Genomic DNA, 22,583 nt, shown 5'->3' with positions numbered 1-22,583 from the left:
CCGCCGGTCCCTGGTAAACCAACCCCACGGCCCCATACTGGCCGGGCAGGTACAGCCGTACCATCCGCTCACCGTCCTGGCCAAGCTCATGGCTCACCATCCGGGGCACCGGATAGGACGGAGCCTCTATGGGGCCGAAGAACCGCTCGACCTCCTTAAGCACCACTTCATCCTCAAAGGGGCTTGAGATGATCAAAGCCGCGTTGTCGGGCCTCACGAAGGACCTGTAAAAATCAAGCACCCTCTCCAGGGGAAGCCTTTCAAGGTCCATCCTGTTCCCTATGGTGGGCTTACCGTAAGAATGCCAGTCAAAGGCAACGCTCTCCATTCGGTTCATAAGAACCGACACCGGATCGTTCTCCCCCCTAACCAGCTCGTTTATCACCACCCCCCGCTCCTTATCCAGCTCCTCCGCGGTTATCCGGGCCTTGGTCATCCTCTCGGACTCCAAGGACAGGGCCCAGCGGAGGTTTTCCAATCCGGCGGGGAGGGTCTGAAAGTAACAGGTCCTGTCGGTCCAGGTGTTGCCGTTCGCCCTGCCGCCCCTAGAAGCTATCTCGCTGGGTATGTCCGGATGAGACGGGGTGCCCTTGAAGAGCAGGTGCTCCAGAAGGTGGGCAAGGCCCCTTTCACCATCCCTCTCGTCGGAAGAACCCACCCAGTAAACCATGTTGACCGTCACGTTGGAAGCCGACGGATCTCGGATCAAAAGCACCATCAAACGGTTTGGAAGACGGTACTGGTTGACACCCCCCAGTGAAGCCTCGGGCAAGGGGGCGGAAAAGGCCCGGGGGGTAAAAAGCAAAAGCAAGGAAAGAGACAACATGGGCAACACAAGAAGCTTCAAGGGAACACCTCCAATGGGGATATTTTATTTAATTTTAACAAACTATACGACCTTACAGGGGGGGATTTCAACGGCTGGCGCAACCTACACAGGATCGGACTCCCCAAGGTCAAGACATCGAAGAAGCCGGTTCTTAAAGTCATCCCGGTCCAACGATACGTGACGGCACCTTAAAGCCAGTTCCTCCACCTCCCTCAAAGCATCTTCACCTCCGAACAACACGGAAAGAAGCCCCTCCAGCACCCCATGGGGGGAAAAACGGACCCTATCCTTCCAACGGGAAGGCAGCATCCCAACCCTTATGAGGTCCTCAACCTGAAGGGAACCGCCAAAGAGGCCGGACACCACGCAAAGGTCCACCTGGGACTCCCCTACGCCGGCTTCATCAAGGAGCGTCTCCACCGCGGCCCTCACAGCCCCCTTGGCCAGCTGAAACTCCCTCACGTCCCTTTGGGTTATCCATAGGGACGCACCGGCGCCGAGCTGGAATTTAAAATCCCTTGAGGGATCCATGCGGCCGGACCCGTCCAAAATCCCAGTCCCCCTCATGAGGGACACCGAAGAAACCAGCCCGGACCCGCAAACGCCCTTAGGAGCGGATCCACCTATGACATCAAGTTTAACATCCCCATCCTCCAACCGTACCCTGTGAACCGCTCCAGGCAGGGCTGGCATGCCGCATGACAGTCCGTAACCCTCAAAGGCGGGCCCCGCCGCCGTCGAGGCCCCAAGGGCCTCTTCAGGGGTCCACAAAAGCACCTCCCCGTTGGTTCCAAGGTCCAAAAGGAGCCTTACGCCTTCCCCCTTGTGCCGGTAAAGAAAGGCCAGAGCATCGGACCCCACGAAACCACCGATGGAAGGGAGGAGCGTCAAAGGACACCTCAGGTTAACCCCAAGCCCCAAGGCCTCAACGGTCCTGCTCCTCAAGGTCCAGGGAAGAAAGGGCCTCTCCGAAAGCCCCGCCGGCGGGATCTTAAAAAGGAAACCGCCCATGACGGTGTTGCATCCAACCACAATGCGAACCACCCGGTCCGCCGACGCCCCCAGGGATTTAAGAAGCTCCTTCACCGCTTCGTCCAAGGACGAGACGAGAAGCCGCCATAGCTCATCGCTAAAACCCTCCAGGGCCCGGGTAATACGGGTAACCACGTCAACCCCAAGCCTGCGCTGACGGTTCTCCACCCTCAACCGGCCCAAAACCTCACCGGAGCAGAGGTCCGCCGCCGCCACCTCTATGGTGCTGCTGCCCAGGTCCACCGCCAAGCCAAGGGGAGTAAGACCCACGTGGCCTACCATCACGATCCGGCGGTCAAATACCCACGCCAGAGCCTCGCCCTCCCGGCGGGAAAGCATCCTGGCAAGCCCCTCCAAAGCAACGTCTAATACCCCCTCCAACGGATATGGAAGCACCGAGCAAGCCCTGACGAGGAACTCCTCAAGGCTTGAGCATCCCGCCATGAGGTCCCTGCGCAGGTCCAATCGGAAGGGCACCGCCCGGCATGGGGGGGCGATCGTAAAGTCTAAGGAGTCAAGTCCATTGGTGGTCGAAAGAACAGGTGAGGAAAGATCATCAAGGAACACCTCCGCGTCCCCCAGGAGCCTGGCCACGCAAGCGAGCCTCACTCCGCCGGGCAGCAAGGCCTCCCTTGGGGACCTATCGGATAGGCCGCCTAAGGCCCTGACGGAACAACCCCCGCACAGCCCCAACCCTCCGCAGGGAGACTCCACCTCATGGGCAAAGCCCGAGGACTTGAGGGCTTCAAGCAACGTGACCCCCTTAGGGAGCTCCAGATGAACCGTGGATTCCCCCCTGTGGACTCTTAGAACCGGCATATTTACTTTCACCTCCCGGAGGGTAAAATCTATCACCATGAGGATGCCTTCTGGGAAAACACTATTGAGCTTCCAGTTCAGTTTATCCCCCGCATCATGGGACGCAAGGGCCTTGGCTCAAAGGATGAAGCTCCCAGCCTCCCACCGGGCCCTTGAGGTCCTGGGGGCCCTGCGCTTCAGGGTTAACGGGATCGGGGGATTCTTCCCCCTCTCGGCCTTTCAATGGGCCATGGGCCATGACCTTCCAAAACTGCCGGGGGACAATCGGTGCCTTGGGGTTCTGGTGTGGGCCGTGGAGGACCTTCCGCTGTCCTACGCGTCACCGTTGGAGCAGATGATACGAAACGGCGCCGCCATGGAGGGGCTTGAAAGGGCCGTGAACTTCTTCCGGCTCATGTTTGACCGCCTGTTTGGGGTTTGTCCGCGATCTCTCTTTCCCGGCAGGGATATACCCCTGGAGGTTCAAAGGCACCTTGCGGACCGACTTGGGGGAGAGGCTTTTGGAATACGGTTAACGGAAGGGAACATTCTGGTGCCGGAGGACTCGCTCTCCGCCCTTATGATCCCCTCCTGCAGCGGGGAGGAAGCGGCAGCCTACGATCAGTGCGGGTCATGTAAAGATCCGCGATGCCCCTACAGGCGTTCCTCCAGCCCGAAGGGCAGCTCCGCCTCCCAAAGCTCCCCGTCCTCTCCGTCGGAGTAGTAACCTCCGACCACGTCAACCCGCCTGAAGCCCATGGCGGAGTAGAACCCCATGGCGTCCCGGTTGGAGGAACGCACGTGGAGCTTGGCCCTCACGCACCCCTGGGCCAGGGCCATCACCTCCATGGCGCACATCAACTGGGATCCCAGCCCAAGCCTCCTGAAGTCCCTGTGCACCCCAAGCCTCATGACCCAGGCTTCGTCCCCCCGAAGCTCAAATACAAGGAACCCCCGGAGCTTTCCCTTCAGGAATATCCCTATCACCGCACCGCCCCCATCGGAGGCCACGTGATGAAGAAAGAGTCCCCTGCTCCACGCAGGGGACCCGCACATGACATCCAGATCCTCCAGGCAGGGGACGTCCCCTACCCCGCAAAAGCGGATCTCTCCTATTATCAAGCCCCTTATAGCCCCCTTATTATGGTGGCCTCCCTGGCGGGGCCCACCCCCAAGAGCACCACCGGAACCCCGCAGAACTCCTCTACGAAGGCCACGTAATCCTTTGCGGCCTTCGGCAGGTCGTCAAAGGACTGGCACCCCGAGATGTCCTCGGTGAAGCCCTTAAGGGTCTTGTACACCGGTTCAGCGACGGAAAGCATCCTGTGGTCCGTGGGGAAGTAACCCGTGGATTCCCCGTCTATCCTATACTCCACCGCCACCTTTATCTGCTCAAGTCCCGACAGCACATCCAGCTTGGTGAGGGCTATGGCGTCAAGGCCGTTGACCATCACCGAGTACTTAAGGGCCACCAGGTCGAGCCACCCGCAGCGCCTGGGCCTTCCGGTGGTGGCTCCGTACTCGTTCCCCACCTCCCTCAGCCTGGAGCCTATCTCACAGTTCAACTCCGTGGGGAACGGGCCCTCTCCCACCCTGGTGCAGTAGGCCTTGGCGCCCCCTATGACCCGATCTATCCTGTTTGGCCCCACGCCAACCCCCGTGCAGGCCCCGCCGGAGGTGGGGCTGGAGCTGGTGACGTAAGGGTACGTGCCGAAGTCCACGTCAAGCAGCGTGCCCTGGGCGCCCTCAAAGAGCACCCCCTTGCCCTCATCCAGCGCCCGGTTCACCTCCACGTAAGCATCCCCAACGTAGGGCGCCAGCTGACGCCCCCACTGAACCGCCCGATCCATCAGGTCATCCATGGCCAAGGGCTTCTCACCGTATATGCGGGTAAGAAGCAGGTTCTTGCTCTCCAGGTTAAGCGCCAGCTTCTCCCTCAGGACGTCCTCGTCCAAAAGGTCCCCTATCCTTATGCCCACCCGGGCGAACTTGTCAACGTAGCAGGGGCCTATGCCGCGGCTGGTGGTGCCTATCCGCTGAGAAGCGCTCCTCTCCCTCTCGGAGAGAACGTCCAACGTCTTATGGTAGGGCATCACCACGTGGGCGTTGCGGCTTACCACAAGCCTTGCCCTGTCCTTTCCCCTCTCCCTGAGCTCAGCGAGCTCCGCCAGAAGCTGGTCTGGATCCACCACCACTCCGCCGCCTATGACGCAGGTCTTCCCGGGGTAGAGCATGCCGGAGGGGAGCAGGTGGAAGACGTGCTTCTCACCCCCCGCTATGACCGTATGTCCCGCGTTGGCCCCTCCCTGGTAGCGGACCACCAGGTCGACCCTGTCCGCCAGTGCGTCCACCACCCGGCCCTTGCCCTCGTCTCCCCATTGGGCACCTATTATAACTTCCGCTCTGCGCTTCATCTCTTTCCTCCTCCCCCTTCCCCGGCCACCTGGGTAAGCCTCACCAGTTCAAGACCTTCCGGCAACGACAGATCCCCAGCGGAAAGCCTGGAAAGGACCTCTATGGTGCCGGGCCTTGGGTGCCCTATGGCTATCGCCCCGCCCGACCTGTAAGCCCCCGACACGGCGGAGATCAAAGCCCGCTCCTCGCCGCCCGGGACCGCGTCTATGAAGTATCTGTTCTTAAACGCCTTAATCCCCTTCTCCAAAGCCACCTGGAAGGCCACGGATTTCGGGTTGGTCCTGCTGTCCAGGAAGAACCAACCGGGCCTTTGCTCCTTGAGCGCCCCCAAGAAGGCCTCCATGGCGGGACGATCCGCCGTGGCCGCCGAACCCCGGTGGTTGTTGACCCCCACTGCGCCGGGCAGGACATCAAAGGCTTCTTTGGCCCTTTCCCTTATCTCCTCCGGCCCCATGCCCGGAGCTACCACCATGCCCCTTAAGCTACGGTCCGACAAAGCCATCATGGGCACGTGGACCAGATAGGGTATCCCCTTGGACTCCGCAACCTTAGCCACCTCGGACGCGTGAGGGGCACCGGGTATTATAGCCCAAGTCATGGGGAGCCCTAAAGAGGCCAGTTTCCGGGCCGCCTTAAGGTCGTACCCCATGTCGTCCACCACTATGGCGAGCCACCGCTCGGCCTTCTGCGCCTTACGGGAACCATGGGAGGCTCTTGGTAGCTCCACGTAGATCCCATCCGCCGATACCGCCCCGCTCCCCGGATCGGAATCCGAAGGCAGCTTGATTGGGCCCTGCCCGTGTTGATCGGGAAGGGCCTTTTCTCGCTCTTCCTGGGCCCCGTCCCTGGGCGCCTCAAGGGTCTCCCCATCCCACAGACGGTCAAAGAGCTCAACCCCATCCCTCCAGCGGCTTCCGGCAAAGACCGCCGCGAGGAGGATAAGAGCTGCCCATAAGAACCGGCGAACCATGGTCACCTCATGGCCCTTAGGATCTCCACACCCTTCCTCACCTGGGGATCCTTGGCAAGATCCGCCATAGGTTCACCCGGGACCTTCACGTCCGGGTTAAGGCCCACCTTGTCTATCATCCGACCCGACGGGGTGTAGTACCTGGCGATGGTAACGTACATCCCCGCCCCATCGGGAAGGTTGAAGAGGGTCTGGACGGACCCCTTGCCAAAGCTCTTAAGCCCCACCAGCTTGGCCCTGCCGTGATCCCTAAGAGCCCCCGCCACTATCTCCGAGGCGCTTGCGCTGCCCTCGTTGATCAGCACAACCAGGGGCCCCTTGAACCTAACCCTCCCTGAGGCGTAAAGGGACTCGTTAGCCCTGTCCACCCTGCCCTTGGTGCTGACAACCAGGTCTCCGTCGTCAAGGAAGCAGGACGCCACGTCCGCCGCGGCGTTAAGCAGGCCGCCGGGGTTGTTCCTAAGGTCCAAGACCATTCCCTTGGCACCCTTCGAGGAAGCCCAGGACACCGCCTCCGCTATCTCCTGCCCCGCAGTCTGGGTGAAATGGGCAAGCCTCACGTAGGCGTAGCTGTCCTTCAGCATCTCCCTGCGGACCGAACGGATCTTTATTATCTCCCGGGTGATGTTAAACTTCATTATCTCGTCCTTGCCCTTGCGCCTTACCCAAACGGTAACCTTCGTACCGGCGGGCCCCCGGAGTAGGTTCACCACCTCGTCCTGGTTCATCCCCACCACCACCTTGTCCCCCACCTTCACTATCTCATCCATTGGTTTAAGGCCCGCCCGATGGGCCGGTGTACCCTCCATGGGGCTTATGACAAGCACCTTGCCGTCCCGCTGCCCCACGTACATCCCGATCCCCCCATACTGCCCCTCCATCTCTATGCTCTCTTCCTTGAGCTGGGATGGATCCACGAAACGGGTATAGGGATCGCCGGCGGCGGCCACCATTCCCTTCATGGCCCCGTAGAACAGCTTCTGCTCCCCCGGCAGCTTCTCCGCGTCCACGTGGTACAGGTCCAGGATGGCCCGGGCCTGCCTTAATATGGTCATGTTCTTAGGAGAGAAGGGGTCTTTGAAAGAACCCTGCTGAATGCCGTCCCCCGCCAGGGCGGACATCATCCCCGTAACCGCCAGGGCCCCTATTATCACACCCAACGTCAGATCCCTAAAGCGTTTGAACAAAGATCTCACACTTCCCTTCATCCTGTGCAGTGAGGTGTACCAAGAAGAGCGGGTTGAGCCACCACCCTCCCCTAAACCTCTTTACCGCAGGTACCCCATGGGGTTCGTGGCCTTTCCGTTGACCCGAACCTCAAAGTGAAGATGCGGCCCCGTGGCTATGCCGGTGCTACCCACCCGTCCTATTACTTCTCCACGGCTGACCTTTTGGCCCTCGTTTACCTCTATCTTGGAAAGGTGGGCGTACACGGTGGTTATGTCTCCCCCATGGTCCAAGATTATCACCTGTCCGTAACCCCTAAGCCACCCGGCGTAGAGAACCTCTCCGTTCTCCGCCGCCCTTACCGGGTCGCCGGTACTGCCCGATATGTCAATCCCGGTGTGCATTATGCGGGTCCTGAACACCGGGTGAACCCTTACCCCAAAGGAACTTCGGATCTGTCCCACCAGAGGCCAGGCAAGGCGCCCTCCCTTGTAGTATATGACCTCCTTTGGCGCCTGGGCCTTCTTCTGGGCCGCCCTGGCCCTAGCCTCCGCAAGCCGGCGGCGCTTCTCCTCCATAAGCCTGGTTATGGTGGAGTTTATGGCCTGCTCCATCCTCTGGTACTCCTGAAGCTCCGCCAAGTGAAGGCTCTTTTCGCTCCTCACCCTCTTTAGAAGGTCATTCCTCCGGTCCGAGGCCACCTTCAATCGAAACTTGTTATCCTGAAGCTCCTGGTTCTGCTTCTCCAGAAGGGCCCGCTGCTCCGCCAGCTCCCTGTGGGCCATGCTAAGCCTGGTCTTCCGGTCCGACAGCTCCCGTATCAGCCGCTGATCCTGATCCGCTATCCTGCCTAAAAGGTAGGAGGTGGAAAGGGCGTCCATGGCTCCAGGAGCGGACAGGAGGAGGTTGAACTCCGCTATTCCGCCGTACTTGTATATGGCCACCAACCGGGCCTTCAGAAGATCCTTAACGTAATCTATCCTGGTGGAGGTGTTCCTTATCTCCGCCACCAGCTGCCTCATGCGCTCCTTAACCTTTTCCCGCTGAAGGTTCAAGACCGATATGCGCTGCTCCGTCACCGCAACCTGCTGGGCTAATGCCTCTATCTCGGAGATGACGTCCCGTTCCTTGCCCTCCATCTCCTTAACCTTCTTCTGATGATAGGAGATCTGGCTTTGAACCTGGTTAAGCCTCTTCTCCTCCTGCCTCAGGCGCCTTTCCAGGTCAGAGGTCCCAGTGACGGCGTAGGACCTGCCGCACATGAGCACCAGGGTGAAAAGGGCGCATAAGATACGTTTAAACCCCATGGATCCCACCGTCCCAGTCCTCCGGGCCCTAAAGGGGCTTAAGGGCCCTTCTGATGAAGCGCTCCACCGCAAGGAGGCTTGAGAAGAAGCTCACCAAGGCTCCCCCTCCCACCAGGACACCACCAAGTCTTATGAGCAGGGACGCGTCGTTCAGAAGCTCGATAAATGGCAGGAAGTCCTTGAGCCTCTCCACCGCCGCCCCGTACGAGAAGGCCAGCATCACGGAGGAGAGAAGGGCCCCAAGGCTGCCCAACAGGACCCCTTGGATTATGAAGGGCATGGCCACGAAAGACGGGGTGGCACCCACCATGAGCATTATGGCGATCTCCTCCTCCTTGGAGTAGACCGCTATCCTTATGGTGTTGAACAGCACAACACCGCTTGCCGCCACCGCCACCAACAACACCGCCAGGGAGAAACGGCCCGCAAACCTGGACAGCTTGGACAGCTTTTCAGCCAGCTTGCCGGCATACACCACGTCCTGAACCTCATCCACCGCCACCAATTCCCTCGCCACGGTGGGCACCGACGATGCCTTGTCCACCCAAACCTCCACGCTGGGAGGAAGGGGGTTCTCCCCCAAAAGGGTTATGGCCTGGGCCTGGCTACCCAACCGGGCCTTCAGCCGCTCCAGGGCCTTTTCAGGGGTTATGGCCTCCACGGCTCTCACGTGGGGCATACGACGAACCCTCGCCGCCAGAGCGTTGAGGTCCACGTTGGGGGACACGTAGGCCTGGATGGACAGTTCCCCCTCCAGGTTTTTCACCACATGCCGGGTGTTAAGCACGAAGAGGATGCTGGATCCCATGAGGTAAAAGACCGCGGCGGATGTAAAAAGGGTGAGGAAGCTCAACCCCCAGTGCCTAAATACCAGTCTCAGCCCATCCCTTATGGCATACCTAAAGCTCCCCATCTATCTCGTACCTTCCCCTCTTTTCGTCTCTTACAACTCGGCCCATCCTGAGTTCCACCACCCGCTGGCGGTAGGAGTCCACCAGGTACTGGTTATGGGTGGCCATCAGCACCGTGGTGCCCATGGCGTTTATGGACAGGATGAGCTGCATTATCTCCTCCGCGGTATGAAGGTCCAAGTTTCCGGTGGGCTCGTCCGCCAGGAGTATGGACGGAGAGTTCACTATGGCCCTGGCTATGGCCACCCGCTGCTGCTCTCCACCGGAGAGCTGCGGGGGGTATAGGAATCGACGCCGCCACAGGTTCACCCGCTCCAAAACCTCATCGGTCCTCTCCTTAACATCCCGAGGCGGCATCCCGAGCACCTCCAGGACGAAGGCCACGTTCTCAAAGACGTTAAGGTGAGGCAAAAGGCAGAAGTCCTGATAGATGACCCCCACGTCCCGCCGAAAAAGGGAAAGGTCCAGGCGGCTTATCTTCCTCAAACTGTAGGACCCCACCATGACCTGTCCCCTGGTTGGCATGACCTCCCTGGTTATGGTCCTCATCAGGGTGGTCTTTCCCGATCCGGTGGGGCCCACCAGGTACACGAACTCCCCCTTTGGAATCTCCAGGTAAACGTCCTCCAAGGCAGTTATGTCGGGGTGGAAGATCTTAGTCACCCCTGATAAACGAATGTCCATTAAACGCTACCTCCTGCGCATGCTCAATACCTGCACCGCCGCCCCCACTATCCTTCCGCTGGTGAGGCCGTAGTATTCCCTGAGCTCCTCATCGGATCCGCTTTGACCGAACCGGTCATCCCCACAAACCAGCCGAACCGGCACGGGATACTTGGAGGACAGACACTGGCACACCGCGCTGCCAAGGCCTCCGAAGAGGCTGTGCTCCTCCGCCACCACGCAACACCCGGTCCGCCTAACCGACGAAAGCACCACCTGCTCCGCCAAGGGCCTTACGGTGTAACAGTCTATGACCTCCGCCTCAATTCCCTGGCTGGAAAGCACCCGGGCGGCCTTCAAAGCCTCGTGCACCATGATACCACAAGCACATATGGTGACTCCCTCTCCCTGGGTGAGCAGCCTAGCACCACCTATGGAGAAGTCTCCCTCATCCAATCCATTAAGATCTGGGAGGGCGCGCCTTGTGAGCCTCATGTAGGAGGGGCCCTTCAGCTCCCCGAGAAGCTCTACGATCCTACGGGTGGATACGCCGTCGCAGGGCACAAAAACCGGCATTCCCGGCATTGCGGTCATAAGCCCCAGATCCTCCACCATCTGGCTTGGAGCCCCATCGGGCCCCATGTCAAGACCTCCGGAGGGGCTCACCAGGTGAACCCCCAAGGACGGTATAGCCACCGCAGACCTTATGAGGTCGTAGGTTCTCCCCACAAGAAAGGGGCTGGAGGAGGACACGAAAACCCGCTTGCCCCCCAGGGCCAGACCGGCGGCGGTGAGCACCATCTCCTGTTCCGACGTGCCAGCCACAAAGAACCTTCCGGGGAAAAGCCCTTTGAAGGCTCCCGACAAGGTGGGTTCCCTTGAGTCCAGGACCACCAGATCCTCCCGATGCCCCCCCATGTAGCACAATGTCTCCTCGTAGGCAAGCCACAGGGGGCTAGGTTCTCTCATCGGAAGGCCTCCTCCCATCTAACTCTATGGAGCTTATGGCCACGTCCACATCCTCCCTGGACAAGGGGCCGTTAGAATAACTACCGCCCGGCAGCACGACCCCTCCCGCCTCCCGGGTCCTAAGTATCACCGCCTTGGGGGAGTCCATGCCCATTATGGACCTAAAGGTGGCGTCCATGGATCCAAAGTCGTGTCCGTCCCCCTCCGCCACCGTCCAGCCGAAGGATTCCAGCTTTGCCCTTATGGTTTCAACGCTGTCCACGGGTCCCCACTGCTCCTTGCCGTGGTCGGTGACGTTTATGACTGCCACAAGCCCACCAAGCCGCCGGAACGAAGCGGAAAAGGCGGCTTCCCACACGGTTCCATCCCGGAGCTCCCCGTCCCCCATGAGGCAAAAGGTTCGGCACGGAATTCGATCCATCTGAAGCGACATGGACAGGCCAACCGCCATGCCAAGCCCCATCCCCGGCGGGCCCGAAGGGGCGTCTAAACCGGGGATCCTGCGGTACTCCGGGTTGCCCTGAAGGAGAGCTCCAAGGCGGCCGAAGCTCCAAAGCTCGTCCCGGCTGAAGAAGCCCCGCCTTGCCAAAACAGCGTACAGCGCCGGGGCGGCCCTGCGCTTGCTCAGGATGAACCGGTCCCTGTTAGGATCCATGGGGTTCGACGGCTCCACCGACAGGGCCTCCCAATACAGGTACACCAAGAGGTCCGCCAGGGCCAAGGAGGACTCCAAACACCCCACCTTGGCCAGACCTATCATCCTCACCACGTCCTTGCGAACCTCCCGGGCTATTAAGACAAGTTCCTTAATCCTCTCGTCGGTTAGCACGCCCCACCACCGCCCACAAGACCCAGCTTGGAGAGCGCAGCCTCCATGGCCTCCCTCAAAGCCCGGGCCGATTCATTAAGCACTTCGGATGTTAAACCCTCACCAAGGATTATCTCACCCTCGCCGGTATGCTTAGGAATTCCAAAGGCGTCCGCAAAGGACTCCACCTTCGGGTCGTAGGGCAAAGCCGCGCAGGGCAACCCAGAAAGGGCGGACAACACGACCCCGTGAAGCCGCATGGACACCGACCCTCCAGCGCAGGAGGCCATCTCCTCGAAGTCCTTCAGGTTTCTTAAGAGCCTAACCTGGGACCACCTTACCCCCAGGGCCTCAAGATCCCTTAAGGGTATAAGGTCCTCCTCCGCCATGGCAAAACCCGCGGGGGAAAGGCCGGTCCTATGGGCCAGCCTCATTATGGACCTGGCCAGGCCAGGTAGGTTGAAGGTCTTAGAGGGCCTTAGGTTGACCAAGAGGAGCTCCTCCTTGGACCGGATCAACGAGGGCCTTAAAGCCATCACCGGATCCGGCGCCAGGGCTGCGGCCCCTAGACCTATGGACTGGGCCATCGCCACGGATCGTCGGTCCCTGAAGACCCTGACCTTGCAAGCCCCAAGGGCCTTTGCCGCGAGGGTCCTTCCAAGTGCGCTGCGAAGGGGCCCCAAGGACTGGCCAAAGGCCCAAGGAACCGCTCCCGCCCTTTTGGCAAGCCAAACCACGCCGGAGTAATAAATGGGGCTCTTGATGCTGGTCACGTCCTGGAAAAGGCCGCCTCCGCCCAAAAGCAGGGTCTTGGCGGACCTTAGAAAGCCGAAGACCTTCCGTGGGCTCCAACGGTCCTCCGCCTTAACCGACAGCTCCGCGGCGGTAACGGCCGGGGCGGCGGACAGAACGCCTATGCGGGACCTGGGTATGCCACACCCCTCCAGAAGCTCCACCAAACCCCTAGCCAAAAGCTCGTCCCCAAGGTTGCCAAAGCCGTAGTAGCCGCACAGCACCACCTGGAGCTCCCTTTCCTCTGCCATTGTCACGGCCTTAACCTCCCGGCACGGTAATTAAATGCGGCGCCAAGGGCCAAGAAGAGCGCAAACCCCAGGAGGCAGCCGGTCCAAAGGCCGTTGAACCCCCTAAGCAGCGTCAAGGGGTAGGGGGTGTGAAGGTGGCAGAAGGAGTTTACCGCAGACGCGAAGGCAAGGGAGGATACGATCCTGAAAACCTCCTGAAGCCTCGGGGCAAGCCCCCTGGCGGACAGCCAGGCGGCGGCGAAAAGACAGGGATATCCCAAAAGCTCCTTGGTCCTGGGACGTACCAACAACAAGCGCTCCAGCCATTCGCGAAGGGAAAGCTCCCACTGGGGCACCAGGGCGGTGTTGTCGCTTCTTATGGCCATGAATGCGAGCCCCGCTAGGAGGATCGCCGCCACCGCCAGCTCCCCCCAAAGGGGTGGACGCTTTAGAATCTCCGCCCCTTCCGGGTATCTGCGCTTTACCACGTCGTTAAAGAGCACCATTAGGGGAGGGAGCACCAGGGTGAGCTTAACCCCCGAAAAGACCTCAACCCGCAGCATGTACAGGCTGAAACCGTACATGGCCCCTATTGAGGTACCCACCACCGACGCCACCGCAAAGCCCATCAAGGCTCCCCTCACGGGGCTTCTCTGTTCCAAGGCCCTCAAGGCCGCCTCGGAGGCCCCAAAGGCCCCAAGAAGAGCTCCCAAGAGCTTCATCGGGAAGCCGCCGATCATAGAGGCCCCTAGACCTAGAATCAGCGGAGCTCCTGCGTATACGTAGAATTGGCAGCTGCCCTTGGGGATCCTGTCCTGGAGGAATCGATTCCTAATGGACCAGATCACCGCCAGCAGCGCCAGCGCCGCTCCCAGGGGGGCAAGGCGGGATCTTTCCACCGGCCGCTCCGCCGATGGGAATCCAAGCAGATAGCCCCGGGCCTTAAGGGAATCGCTTAGGGCCTTAAGGTCCTCGGTGAAGGCGCCAAGCCTGTCTCCTGGGTAGAGGTCATAGGGGCGGACCAAAAGGAGCCTCACGCTCCTCTCGTGAACCGCCCGCACCATGCGCTCCACCAGCTGTTCCCGGGTGATGGCCTTTGAGAAGACCTCGTCCTTGATCACGCTGTGGAGGGGCACCAGGTTGGGGAAGGCGGCCTTGGCCGCCTGGGCCATGCCGATCTGCTTCACGAACTCAGCCTGGGCCAGAAACATGGACTCCCCCTTGATGAGGGCCCCCAGGGGCTCCAGCCGGGGATAACCCGCCACGGAGAGCCCCGCGGGGAGCATTCCCCTTATGGGATAACCGGCCGCAAGAAGCGCCTCTACCCCCGATGCCACACCCTCCCCCCCAACTCCTATGCACGGAAGGGGGCGGAACAGCACCGGCAACCCAAGCCGGCGGGCAAGCTCCAGCCCCTCAAAGTCCGGCACGATGCCGGAATCCGCAATGTCCCCCATGCCAAGGGGCAATAGAACCGCCAGGTAACCATCGGAGGACATTCTCGAGGCGGAAGGGAACTTGGCGGATAGGTACGGCAGAGCCGCCCTCATGTTGGCGTCATCCGCAGTGGACCAAAGGACCGCCCGGTCCATGGGAACCCCCTTAACGGGAAGCTCAAATAGGAGGTCCCTCACGGGGGATAGCCTTAAGGTGCTGACTCCGGAGAACAAATCCCGGCCGGACAACTCCCCCACCAGAAGCCCGCCGAGCCCCTTGGAGCGCAAGGAATCCCCAAGATCCACGGGGATGAACCTTCCCTCTCTGGCCAGGGAGACCAGGTCCCGGTACTCAATCACTATGCCCACCCGTCGGTTTCCAAGCTCCGCCCTTACCCTTGGCATCAAGGACAAGAGGGACACCGCAAGGGACGCCAACAGCAAAACCACAAAGTAAGACCTCAAGGCACCGCCAAAACCACCCGGTACTTGAGGTTCCTTGGACCCATTGATCATAAGGCAACACCCCCAAGCTGGTCAGAAAGGCTAAAACCCAGCTCCTCAAGAAGGCGGCTCAGCCTAAGGATAGGAAGCCCCACCACGTTGAAATAGCATCCCTCAACGGACTCCACCAGCATGGCACCCTTGCCCTGGATAGCGTAGCTTCCAGCCTTGTCGTCCCCCTCGCCGGTGCTGATATAGCACATGGCGTCATGAAGCGACAGGGGCCGGAACTTGACGATGGTGGTCTCACCCCCCCACACGTGCTTATCATCCATCACCACAGACACCCCGGTGTGCACCCTATGGGACCTTCCCTGAAGGGCCATCAGCATCCTAAGCCCATCGTTCCTGTCCCTGGGCTTCCCAAGTATTTGGCCGTCCAGGTCCACCACCGTGTCGGCGCCTATCACAACGGCGCCAGGAACCTTGAAAGCCACGTCCCTGGCCTTGGCCAGGGACAGTCTAAGAACCATATCCTCCGGCGATTCCCCGGGGAGGGGCGACTCGTCCACCTGGGATGTCAAAACCTGGAAGTCCCATCCCAACCCGGCGATCAGCTCCCTCCTCCTGGGGCTGCCGGACGCCAATATCAACCTCATCGGGCAAGCCAAACCCCTATCACTCCTCCCAAGAAGGTTCCAAGGTTGAAATCCATGTGAAAACTCACGCTAAAGCTGAACGCCATGAGGTCCACCCGGCCGGAATCCACCCCGAAGGACAAAAGATCCCTGAAGAGCGGCGCGGAGAAGGAGAACATCTGCATCATTTTACCCGCGAAACCGCCCATCATGAGGCATAGGAGCACTATGAGCCAACCGGGTATGCCCCTCGGAAGAGCCTTGGCCATCTTAGACACCGATCAGGGAGAACCCCACCACGGCGGCGCCTACGACCAAGCAGTAGGCGCCGAACATCCACCAGGCCCTGAAAAGGGATACCCGCCTTAGGGCCATCAGGGAGAGGAGCCCGGCAACGGCGGCGGCCACAAACCCAAGGGGCCATCCAGTAGGAAGGGACGAGAGGAAGGCGTAGTATCCACCCCCGTCCAGCATCTCAACCAGGGTGGCTCCCAGCACCGCGGGGATCGATAAGAGGAACGAGAACCTGAAGGCCTCCAGTGGCGAAAGCCCCATGAAGAGGGCCGCCACTATGGTGCTGCCGGATCTTGATATGCCGGGCATGACCGCCACACCTTGGGCTAGGCCCACCACAAGCCCCACCATGAGCCCCACCCCTTTGGAGCCCTGGGGGACGAAGCGGGAAAGGGTAAGCACCATCCCAGTCACCACCAAACCGCCTCCCACCCAAAGGGAGCTTTGGGACGCGGCCTCCACCAGGGGCTTGAGGGGCAACCCCACCAGGGCAGTCACCACGGTACCAGCCATGACTGCCCAGCCGTACCTCCATCCGTCGGAGGACCGGGCCTCCTCGGAGAGGAACCCCAGGAAGAAGTCCCGGAGGAACCGCAGCATGTCGGAGGCAAAGTACACCACCACCGCAAGGAGGGTGGCCATGTGCAGCATCAGGTCGAAGCCCATCTGGGGGCCCTTAAGGCCTAAGAAGATCTGCACCAGCGCCAAATGCCCGGAGCTGCTTATGGGCAGGAACTCTGCAAAACCCTGGATCAGCCCCAGCAACACCGGATACATAAACATCAAGCCTCGCACACCTCCTGCCCCCTGACCTTGGCCATGTCCATGACCACGCAGGCCAGGTTGTGGGCATGGTCCCCAACCCTCTCAAGGTTGCTCAGGATGTCGATGAACACAACTCCAGCTCCCGGGTTGCACTTGCCGTGGTTGAGCCTGTCTATGTGCCGGGCCCTAAGGCGCTTCTCCATCTCGTCCACCCGGTCCTCCAGCTCCATAACCTCGCCGGCCAGACACAGGTCCTCCTTGTCGAGGGCCTCGATGCTCTTGCTAACCGCCTCGTAAACCAGCGAGAACATCTCCTCGAACTCCCTCATGGCGGAATCGGTGAACCTGAGGTTATGCTCCCTCATGTACTGATACATCTCCACCAGGTTGGTGGAGTGGTCCCCCATGCGCTCTATATCACCCACACCGTTTATGCAGGAGTTGAGGAGAAACGACAGGTCTGAGGAAAGCCCCTTCTGTCCAAGCTCCGTCCCATAGCGGACTATCTCATGGGTGAGTTCGTTCACTATCTTCTCGGTGTTAAGGACGTCGCTGGCGCTGGAGTCGCTCCAGTTGACTATGGCTCCCCTGCAGCCCTCAAGCATGGACTTGGCGAAGTAGCCCATCCGCACCATCTCCTTCTTGAGGGCGTCCAAGGCGGCGGCGGGGGAGGCGGATATGAGGTTCCGCTCCAGGAACGCGGGCCCATAGGACTTAACCGCCCCGTCGTCGGGGACTATGCGCCTTACGAGGTTAACGTAGGGCCTCACAAAGGGGAGGAATATCAGAGTGTTTGCCACGTTGAAGAAGGTATGGGCGTTGGCCACCTGCCTTGATATGTCCGACGCGGTAAGGGCCATGAGCTTGGAGTACCAGGGTAGCAGGGGGAGCATGATGAGGGTGCCTATGACGTTGAACATCACATGACAAGCCGCCGCCTGCTTGGCGGACCGGTTGCCCCCCAGGGAGGCCAAGACCGCCGTTATGGTGGTCCCTATGTTGTCCCCCAGGATGAAGGCTATGGCCACGTTGAGGGGCATGAAGCCCTGGGCCGCCATGGCCATGGTAAGCCCCACGGTGGCGGAGCTGGACTGGATGATCATCGTAACCACGGTGCCGGCGAAGACCGCCCAAACCGGGTGATGTCGGAAGGGCATGAAGAGGTCCTCCCGCCCCTTGAGGAACGACATGGAGTCTCCCATGATGTGCATCCCTATGAAGAGGATGCCGAAGCCCGCAAGGCCCGCCCCTATCTCCCGCGGGCGCTTTGTCTTGGCCATGAGGAAGAGGAAGGCCCCCACCACCACGCACAGGTAGGCGATGTCGGTTATCTTGAAGGCCATTATCTGGGCTGTGACGGTGGTGCCTATGTTGGCCCCCATTATCACCCCGAAGGCCTGATAAAGTGTCATGAGGCCCGCATGAACGAAGCTAACCACCATTACGGTGGTGGCGCTGCTGCTCTGAATTATGGTGGTAACAGCAGTGCCCACGATGACCCCCCTAACGGGAGTTCCGGTGAGCTTGGCTATAAGACGCCTCAGCCGATCCCCCGCAAGGTTCTGCAGGGAATCTCCCATAACCTTTATTCCGTAAATCAACATCCCCACTCCGCCCAAGAGCTGAAGAAGGATCTTGAAGGACATGACTACCCCTCCGGAGGCTTAGATTTTTGTTTTTTAATACTTTTAAAGCGAACCTACATAAAACATCCTGCCATAAAATCGCTGGGTCTTACAGCCTGTTTACGAAGGGGACTATTGACGGATACCCCCTGGAGTAGCGGCTCAGCACCTCCCTCATCTTCTTCCTTATGGCGGTCTTTGCGGCCTCGTCGTTGGCGGGACAGGTCTCCAGTGCTTTTAGGACCGCCCTCTCAAGCTCGCCGTAAAGGTCCTTCGCCTCTTGGCTGTGAAGAAAGCCGCGGCTTTCCATCTTCACGTCCTTCACCGAACCGTCTCGGTCCATGAGCACCGAAACCGCCAACACCCCGTCAAGGGCCAGCTCCCGGCGCTCCTTAAGAAGGCTGCTCTGGAACTCCCCCATGGCAAGCCCGTCCACCAATATTGCACCCGCCTGGACCCGGCCGTCCACCCTTCCCTTCCCCTGGGGGCTCAAGGTTAAGACGTCTCCGTTTGACAGCACGAAGACCTCCTTCGCCGGGACCCCAAGATCCTTGGCAATCTGGGCATGCCGCACCAAGTGCCGGTACTCCCCGTGGACCGGGGCGAAGCACTTGGGCTTGATGAGGCCTATCATCATCTTAAGCTCCTCCCTGGAGGCGTGCCCCGACACGTGGATGGCCTGATCCCTCTCATACACCACCTCACACCCACAGGCGAACAACATGTTGATGGTCCGGCTGACCAGCTTCTCGTTGCCCGGGATCGGGGTGGCGGATATTATCACCAGATCCCTCTGCCCAAGGCGGATCTGCCGGTGCTCTCCCTTGCTCATGAGCACAAGCCCCGAGAAGGGCTCCCCCTGGCTTCCGGTGGTGAGCACCACCACCCGGTTGGGGGACATGCGCTCCGCCTCCTGGGCGGGCACGAACAGGTCGTCCGGGGCGTTTACGTAACCGAGCTCCCGGGCGAGCTCCACATAGGCAAGCATGCTCCTTCCCACCAGGGCCACCTTCCGGTTGTACCTCATGGCTATGTTGAAAACCTGCTGGGCCCTGTGGAGGTTGCTGGCGAAGGTGGCGATCACTATGCGCTTGTCCTTGTGAAGCCGGAAAAGCTGCTCCAACGTCCTGCCCACGGTTCTCTCCGAGGGGGTGAAGCCCTCCCTCTCCACGTTGGTGGAGTCCGAAAGCATCAAAAGGACCCCTTCCCTGCCCAGCTCCGCAAAGGCCCCGTAGTCGGTGGTGCGGCCGTCTATGGGCTGGTTATCAAGTTTGAAGTCACCGGTGTGGACCACCGTGCCCACCGGGGTCTTGATGGCGTACGCAAGCCCATCGGGTATGGAGTGGCAAACCGCTATGCCCCTCACCGTAAAGCTTCCTAGGGTCACGCCGTCTCCGGCGCTTATCTCGTTGAACTTGGGCCTGTATCGAGGGCAAACCTCCCCCAGCTTGTTCTTTATGAGCCCCAAGGTGAGCCTGGTACCATAAACCGGCACGTCCAGCTTCGGCAGCACGAACGGCAGCGCCCCTATGTGATCCTCATGGCCGTGGGTTATGAATATACCCTTTATCCTGTCCCGGTTCTCCTCAAGGAAGGATACGTCGGGGATCACCAGGTCTATCCCCAACATCTCCTCCTCCGGGAATTTGAGGCCGCAGTCTATAACCACCATCTCGTCCCCGTACTGGAGGACCGATATGTTCTTTCCTATCTCTCCCATTCCGCCCAAGGGTATCCATTTGAGGTCCTTCCTGGGCTTCACGGACTTCCCTCTTCCACGCCTCTGGCGAGAGGGCTTGGCGTTCGAGACGCCCGATTCCCTGCCCATCCTTTCAACTCCCTTCTCCGGTGAACAATCCTACCACAGTTTGGGCAGAAAATAAGCAGGCCCAAGCAAAGGGAAGCAAGAAATTTTGCCACATCTCGTCCTCACCCCTTTTCAAAAGGGCGGTACTGTGGTAGTATTCTCTCCGTCCGATTGGGGAATGGTGCAACGGCAGCACGCCTGACTCTGGATCAGGTAATCCTGGTTCGAATCCAGGTTCCCCAGCCAAGGTCATAAGGGCGGCCGGAGCGCCGCCTTTTTTATTTTTATTTTGGGACATCCTTCCCATCAAGACCGCGCTCAAGCTCCAAACGAATTAAAAAGATAAAAAGCGGATTCCCGACCCGGAGGTTTTTGCTCTCGGTGGGGCCGGGAATCCGCAAGGCGTTACGTCAAGGGACGAGCTGCGCCGCGGTTAGTAGAGCATCATGGCCCCTATGAGGCCGAAGATGATAAGGGGTATGTTGTAGTGGATGAACGTGGGGACGCAGGTGTCCCATATGTGGTTGTGCTGGCCGTCGGCATTAAGGCCCGAGGTGGGGCCAAGGGTGGAGTCCGAGGCTGGAGACCCCGCGTCTCCAAGGGCCGCGGCGGCGGCCAGTATGCACGCCAAAGCCCCTGGGGTGAAGCCAAGCTTGACTCCCAAGGGGCAGTATATGGCGGCCACCACCGGTATGGTACCAAAGGAGGTGCCTATGCCCATGGTGACCAAAAGTCCCACCAAGAGCATCAGAAGGGCTCCATAGAACTTGCTTCCAGCCACCATGGACACCACCCCGTTGACCAAGGCGTCCACCGCCTTGGTCTCCCGGATCACCGCTCCATAGCCCGCCGCCACCAGCATTATCATGGCTATCATGCCCATTATCCCTATTCCGCCGGCCATCACGTCGTCGAGCTTCTTCCAGCGGATAACCCCGCCGGCGGCCATGAGCCCCAGGGCCACCACGGCCCCGAGGGGAAGGGAGCTGGTCTTAAGCTGTATGACGAAGGCCACCAGCACCGCCCCCAGGGTTATGTAGTGCTCCCGGGTCAGCCTCTCCGCCTCGGGGATGCCGTCAAGGCCCATCACCGGCTTGTCCTGGTAGTCCCTGTCCCTTGAGTAGCTCACGAAGACCGCAAGGAGCAAGCCCAGGAGCATGCCGACTCCAAGTATCCAGGTGTAGTGCCACATGTCGCCCTTGGGGACGTTCACGCCGTTGGCGGCCATCTGGTCCGACAGGATGCCGTGGAATATGAGGCCGAAGCCCGCGGGTATGACTATGTAGGGGGCTTTAAGGCCGAAGGTAAGGGCGCAGGCCACTCCCCTTCGGTCCATCTTAAGACGGTTGAAGAGCGAAAGCATCGGCGGGATGAGGATGGGGATAAAAGCTATGTGAACCGGGATGAGGTTCTGGGAAAGGCAGCTCACCGAGGCTATGAGCAGAAGCAGAAAGGCCTTGCGGCTTCCCACCACCCTGGACAGCTTGGCGCTCAGTAGGGACGCCACTCCGGTCTGGCTTATGGCCACCGCCAGGGCCCCAAGAAGGATGTAGCTCAACGCGGTCTCCGAATTGCCCCCCATGCCACCTATGAGGACCCCCATGGTGTCCCCAAGGGACATGCCGGCGGCCACCCCCGCCACTAGGGCGGACACGATGAGGGCAAGAATGATGTTCAAATTAAACAAACACAGGACTATCATCACCAGGACGGACAGCACGACGGGGTTCGTAAGGATCACCTTTCACGACCTCCTCGCTCCTTAGTTTTTTAGACCCGGGGTAACAACTTCAGCAAACCACCACCTCCTTGTAGGGCATTTAGCCATGGACAAAAACTTAAACACCCCTAAAACAACTCCCTCCGGGCCTCATGTGTACATGGTAAAGCCCAACATCAAACTAGTCTAGAAGGCATTCAAGAAAAATTCTTCTCTTCTTTATGGAGAGAAAGTTTAAAATAAAATTAAAAATCCTTCCACCGAGAGCTAAATAAATTCAACCCACAAGATCACTGCCGCTCCACGTGAAACCGGTCGGGGGTCAAAAACACGTAGCGTACCCCCTCTCCCCTGGGGTCCAGGCAGTTTATCACAAGCCTCACGTTGTCCCATCCGGCGTTGATTATCTCCATCTCCCCGGGCAGCCGGACCAACCGAAACCTGTCGCTGCGCCTCTCGTACACCGCCAGGTTGTGCCGGTTCTCAACCCTAAGGACGCCTCCGGCGTAACGATCCCACCCGGCGCCCAACGCGGACTCCCCCACCACCAACTGCAACGCCAAAAGACCAACCACAAGACACGCCCTAAGTTTCCACACCGATGCCACGAAAACCCCTCCCTGCAAAAAATGAAAGACCTAACGCCCCCATCGGAGGATCGAGACCCCCGAAGAGACGATCAAAAGGGCTTCCCACACAAGTATAAACAACAGGACCACCACATCCCCCATGGGCATCCCAAAGGGCCAGCTCAAGGCAACCACAAGCCCAAAGACCCAAAGCACAAGACACCAACCAACACACAAAACCCCTGCCAACCGGAGGAACACCGTAAAGGTCCCCCCGTAGAGCCTCGACAACACCCCAAAGACCCCAAGCACAAGAAAGGAAACCGAATACACCGCCCCGGGCCTGTCAAACCACAAAAGACCCGCGGACAACACCTGTCTCTTATACACATCT

General features: G+C 59.9%; 22 protein-coding genes and 1 tRNA gene. 2 read left to right on the top strand and 21 right to left on the bottom strand.

Translation table 11 applies throughout. The annotated features are described in order from the left end of the window. Together N2315_07350 and N2315_07345 are read right to left on the bottom strand one after the other, a co-directional pair. Window positions 1-847: insulinase family protein (locus tag N2315_07350; protein ID MCX7829002.1), on the bottom strand; the 847-nt coding region annotated here is incomplete at its 3' end. Window positions 848-931: 84 nt separating this feature from the next. Continuing rightward, window positions 932-2,719 (bottom strand): ASKHA domain-containing protein, encoded by a 1,788-nt coding sequence (locus N2315_07345; protein MCX7829001.1) that lies wholly within the window; start codon window positions 2,717-2,719, stop codon window positions 932-934. Window positions 2,720-2,744: 25 nt separating this feature from the next. Here N2315_07345 and N2315_07340 point away from each other — a divergent pair, with 25 nt between their 5' ends. Continuing rightward, on the top strand, window positions 2,745-3,383 hold the full coding sequence (locus tag N2315_07340) for a hypothetical protein (protein MCX7829000.1): 639 nt from the start codon (window positions 2,745-2,747) through the stop codon (window positions 3,381-3,383). On the opposite strand, the gene N2315_07335 is transcribed toward N2315_07340, so the two are convergent. The 16 genes from N2315_07335 to N2315_07260 all read right to left on the bottom strand — a co-directional run bounded on the left by N2315_07335 (window position 3,314) and on the right by N2315_07260 (window position 19,921). Next, window positions 3,314-3,781 carry a GNAT family N-acetyltransferase gene (locus N2315_07335; GenBank protein MCX7828999.1) on the bottom strand — a complete coding sequence of 156 codons (468 nt, stop codon included), beginning with the start codon at window positions 3,779-3,781 and terminating at the stop codon, window positions 3,314-3,316. The genes N2315_07340 and N2315_07335 overlap by 70 nt on opposite strands. A gap of 5 nt (window positions 3,782-3,786) precedes the next feature. Beyond that, complete coding sequence (locus tag N2315_07330; GenBank protein MCX7828998.1) at window positions 3,787-5,073, bottom strand: adenylosuccinate synthase; 1,287 nt, start codon at window positions 5,071-5,073, stop codon at window positions 3,787-3,789. After that, the gene (locus N2315_07325) at window positions 5,070-6,044 is read right to left on the bottom strand and encodes a divergent polysaccharide deacetylase family protein (GenBank protein MCX7828997.1); all 975 of its coding nucleotides are present in this window, start codon (window positions 6,042-6,044) and stop codon (window positions 5,070-5,072) included. Before N2315_07325 ends, N2315_07330 begins: the two co-directional genes overlap by 4 nt. Window positions 6,045-6,046: 2 nt before the next feature. Beyond that, window positions 6,047-7,240 (bottom strand): S41 family peptidase, encoded by a 1,194-nt coding sequence (locus tag N2315_07320; protein ID MCX7828996.1) that lies wholly within the window; start codon window positions 7,238-7,240, stop codon window positions 6,047-6,049. 72 nt (window positions 7,241-7,312) lie between these two features. Next, window positions 7,313-8,518, bottom strand: a complete 1,206-nt coding sequence (locus N2315_07315; protein MCX7828995.1) for a peptidoglycan DD-metalloendopeptidase family protein — start codon at window positions 8,516-8,518, stop codon at window positions 7,313-7,315. 28 nt (window positions 8,519-8,546) lie between these two features. Further along, window positions 8,547-9,431: a permease-like cell division protein FtsX gene (locus tag N2315_07310; protein MCX7828994.1), complete on the bottom strand. Its 885-nt coding sequence runs from the start codon at window positions 9,429-9,431 to the stop codon at window positions 8,547-8,549. Beyond that, on the bottom strand, window positions 9,418-10,113 hold the full coding sequence (locus N2315_07305; GenBank protein ID MCX7828993.1) for an ATP-binding cassette domain-containing protein: 696 nt from the start codon (window positions 10,111-10,113) through the stop codon (window positions 9,418-9,420). Before N2315_07305 ends, N2315_07310 begins: the two co-directional genes overlap by 14 nt. Window positions 10,114-10,119: 6 nt before the next feature. Continuing rightward, a complete protein-coding gene (locus N2315_07300) occupies window positions 10,120-11,061 on the bottom strand; it encodes a transketolase family protein (protein MCX7828992.1) in 942 nt (313 codons plus the stop codon). After that, on the bottom strand, window positions 11,048-11,890 hold the full coding sequence (locus N2315_07295) for a hypothetical protein (protein MCX7828991.1): 843 nt from the start codon (window positions 11,888-11,890) through the stop codon (window positions 11,048-11,050). Before N2315_07295 ends, N2315_07300 begins: the two co-directional genes overlap by 14 nt. Then, on the bottom strand, window positions 11,884-12,912 hold the full coding sequence (csaB, locus tag N2315_07290) for a polysaccharide pyruvyl transferase CsaB (GenBank protein ID MCX7828990.1): 1,029 nt from the start codon (window positions 12,910-12,912) through the stop codon (window positions 11,884-11,886). Before csaB ends, N2315_07295 begins: the two co-directional genes overlap by 7 nt. A 2-nt stretch (window positions 12,913-12,914) precedes the next feature. Then, a complete protein-coding gene (locus N2315_07285) occupies window positions 12,915-14,843 on the bottom strand; it encodes a DUF5693 family protein (protein MCX7828989.1) in 1,929 nt (642 codons plus the stop codon). Continuing rightward, window positions 14,840-15,430 (bottom strand): Maf family protein, encoded by a 591-nt coding sequence (locus tag N2315_07280; protein ID MCX7828988.1) that lies wholly within the window; start codon window positions 15,428-15,430, stop codon window positions 14,840-14,842. Before N2315_07280 ends, N2315_07285 begins: the two co-directional genes overlap by 4 nt. Then, window positions 15,427-15,687 (bottom strand): hypothetical protein, encoded by a 261-nt coding sequence (locus tag N2315_07275; protein ID MCX7828987.1) that lies wholly within the window; start codon window positions 15,685-15,687, stop codon window positions 15,427-15,429. The genes N2315_07280 and N2315_07275 overlap by 4 nt, the downstream gene beginning before the upstream one ends. Next, complete coding sequence (locus N2315_07270) at window positions 15,680-16,498, bottom strand: undecaprenyl-diphosphate phosphatase (GenBank protein MCX7828986.1); 819 nt, start codon at window positions 16,496-16,498, stop codon at window positions 15,680-15,682. The genes N2315_07275 and N2315_07270 overlap by 8 nt, the downstream gene beginning before the upstream one ends. Continuing rightward, complete coding sequence (locus N2315_07265; GenBank protein MCX7828985.1) at window positions 16,486-18,114, bottom strand: Na/Pi cotransporter family protein; 1,629 nt, start codon at window positions 18,112-18,114, stop codon at window positions 16,486-16,488. The genes N2315_07270 and N2315_07265 overlap by 13 nt, the downstream gene beginning before the upstream one ends. An 88-nt stretch (window positions 18,115-18,202) precedes the next feature. Next, window positions 18,203-19,921 (bottom strand): ribonuclease J, encoded by a 1,719-nt coding sequence (locus tag N2315_07260; protein ID MCX7828984.1) that lies wholly within the window; start codon window positions 19,919-19,921, stop codon window positions 18,203-18,205. 151 nt (window positions 19,922-20,072) lie between these two features. Here N2315_07260 and N2315_07255 point away from each other — a divergent pair. After that, a tRNA-Gln gene (locus N2315_07255) sits at window positions 20,073-20,146 on the top strand. Between the two features lie 187 nt (window positions 20,147-20,333). Here N2315_07255 and N2315_07250 read toward each other — a convergent pair. From N2315_07250 to N2315_07240, 3 genes are all read right to left on the bottom strand, one after another. Further along, window positions 20,334-21,641 (bottom strand): SLC13 family permease, encoded by a 1,308-nt coding sequence (locus N2315_07250; GenBank protein MCX7828983.1) that lies wholly within the window; start codon window positions 21,639-21,641, stop codon window positions 20,334-20,336. Between the two features lie 269 nt (window positions 21,642-21,910). Then, on the bottom strand, window positions 21,911-22,228 hold the full coding sequence (locus N2315_07245; GenBank protein MCX7828982.1) for a hypothetical protein: 318 nt from the start codon (window positions 22,226-22,228) through the stop codon (window positions 21,911-21,913). Window positions 22,229-22,258: 30 nt separating this feature from the next. Beyond that, on the bottom strand, window positions 22,259-22,583 hold a 325-nt coding region (locus N2315_07240; protein MCX7828981.1), incomplete at its 5' end, for a hypothetical protein.

The sequence above is a fragment of the Thermanaerothrix sp. genome (assembly GCA_026417795.1).
GTDB lineage: Bacteria > Synergistota > Synergistia > Synergistales > Synergistaceae > Thermanaerovibrio.
This window is presented reverse-complemented; position numbering and strand designations above follow the sequence as displayed.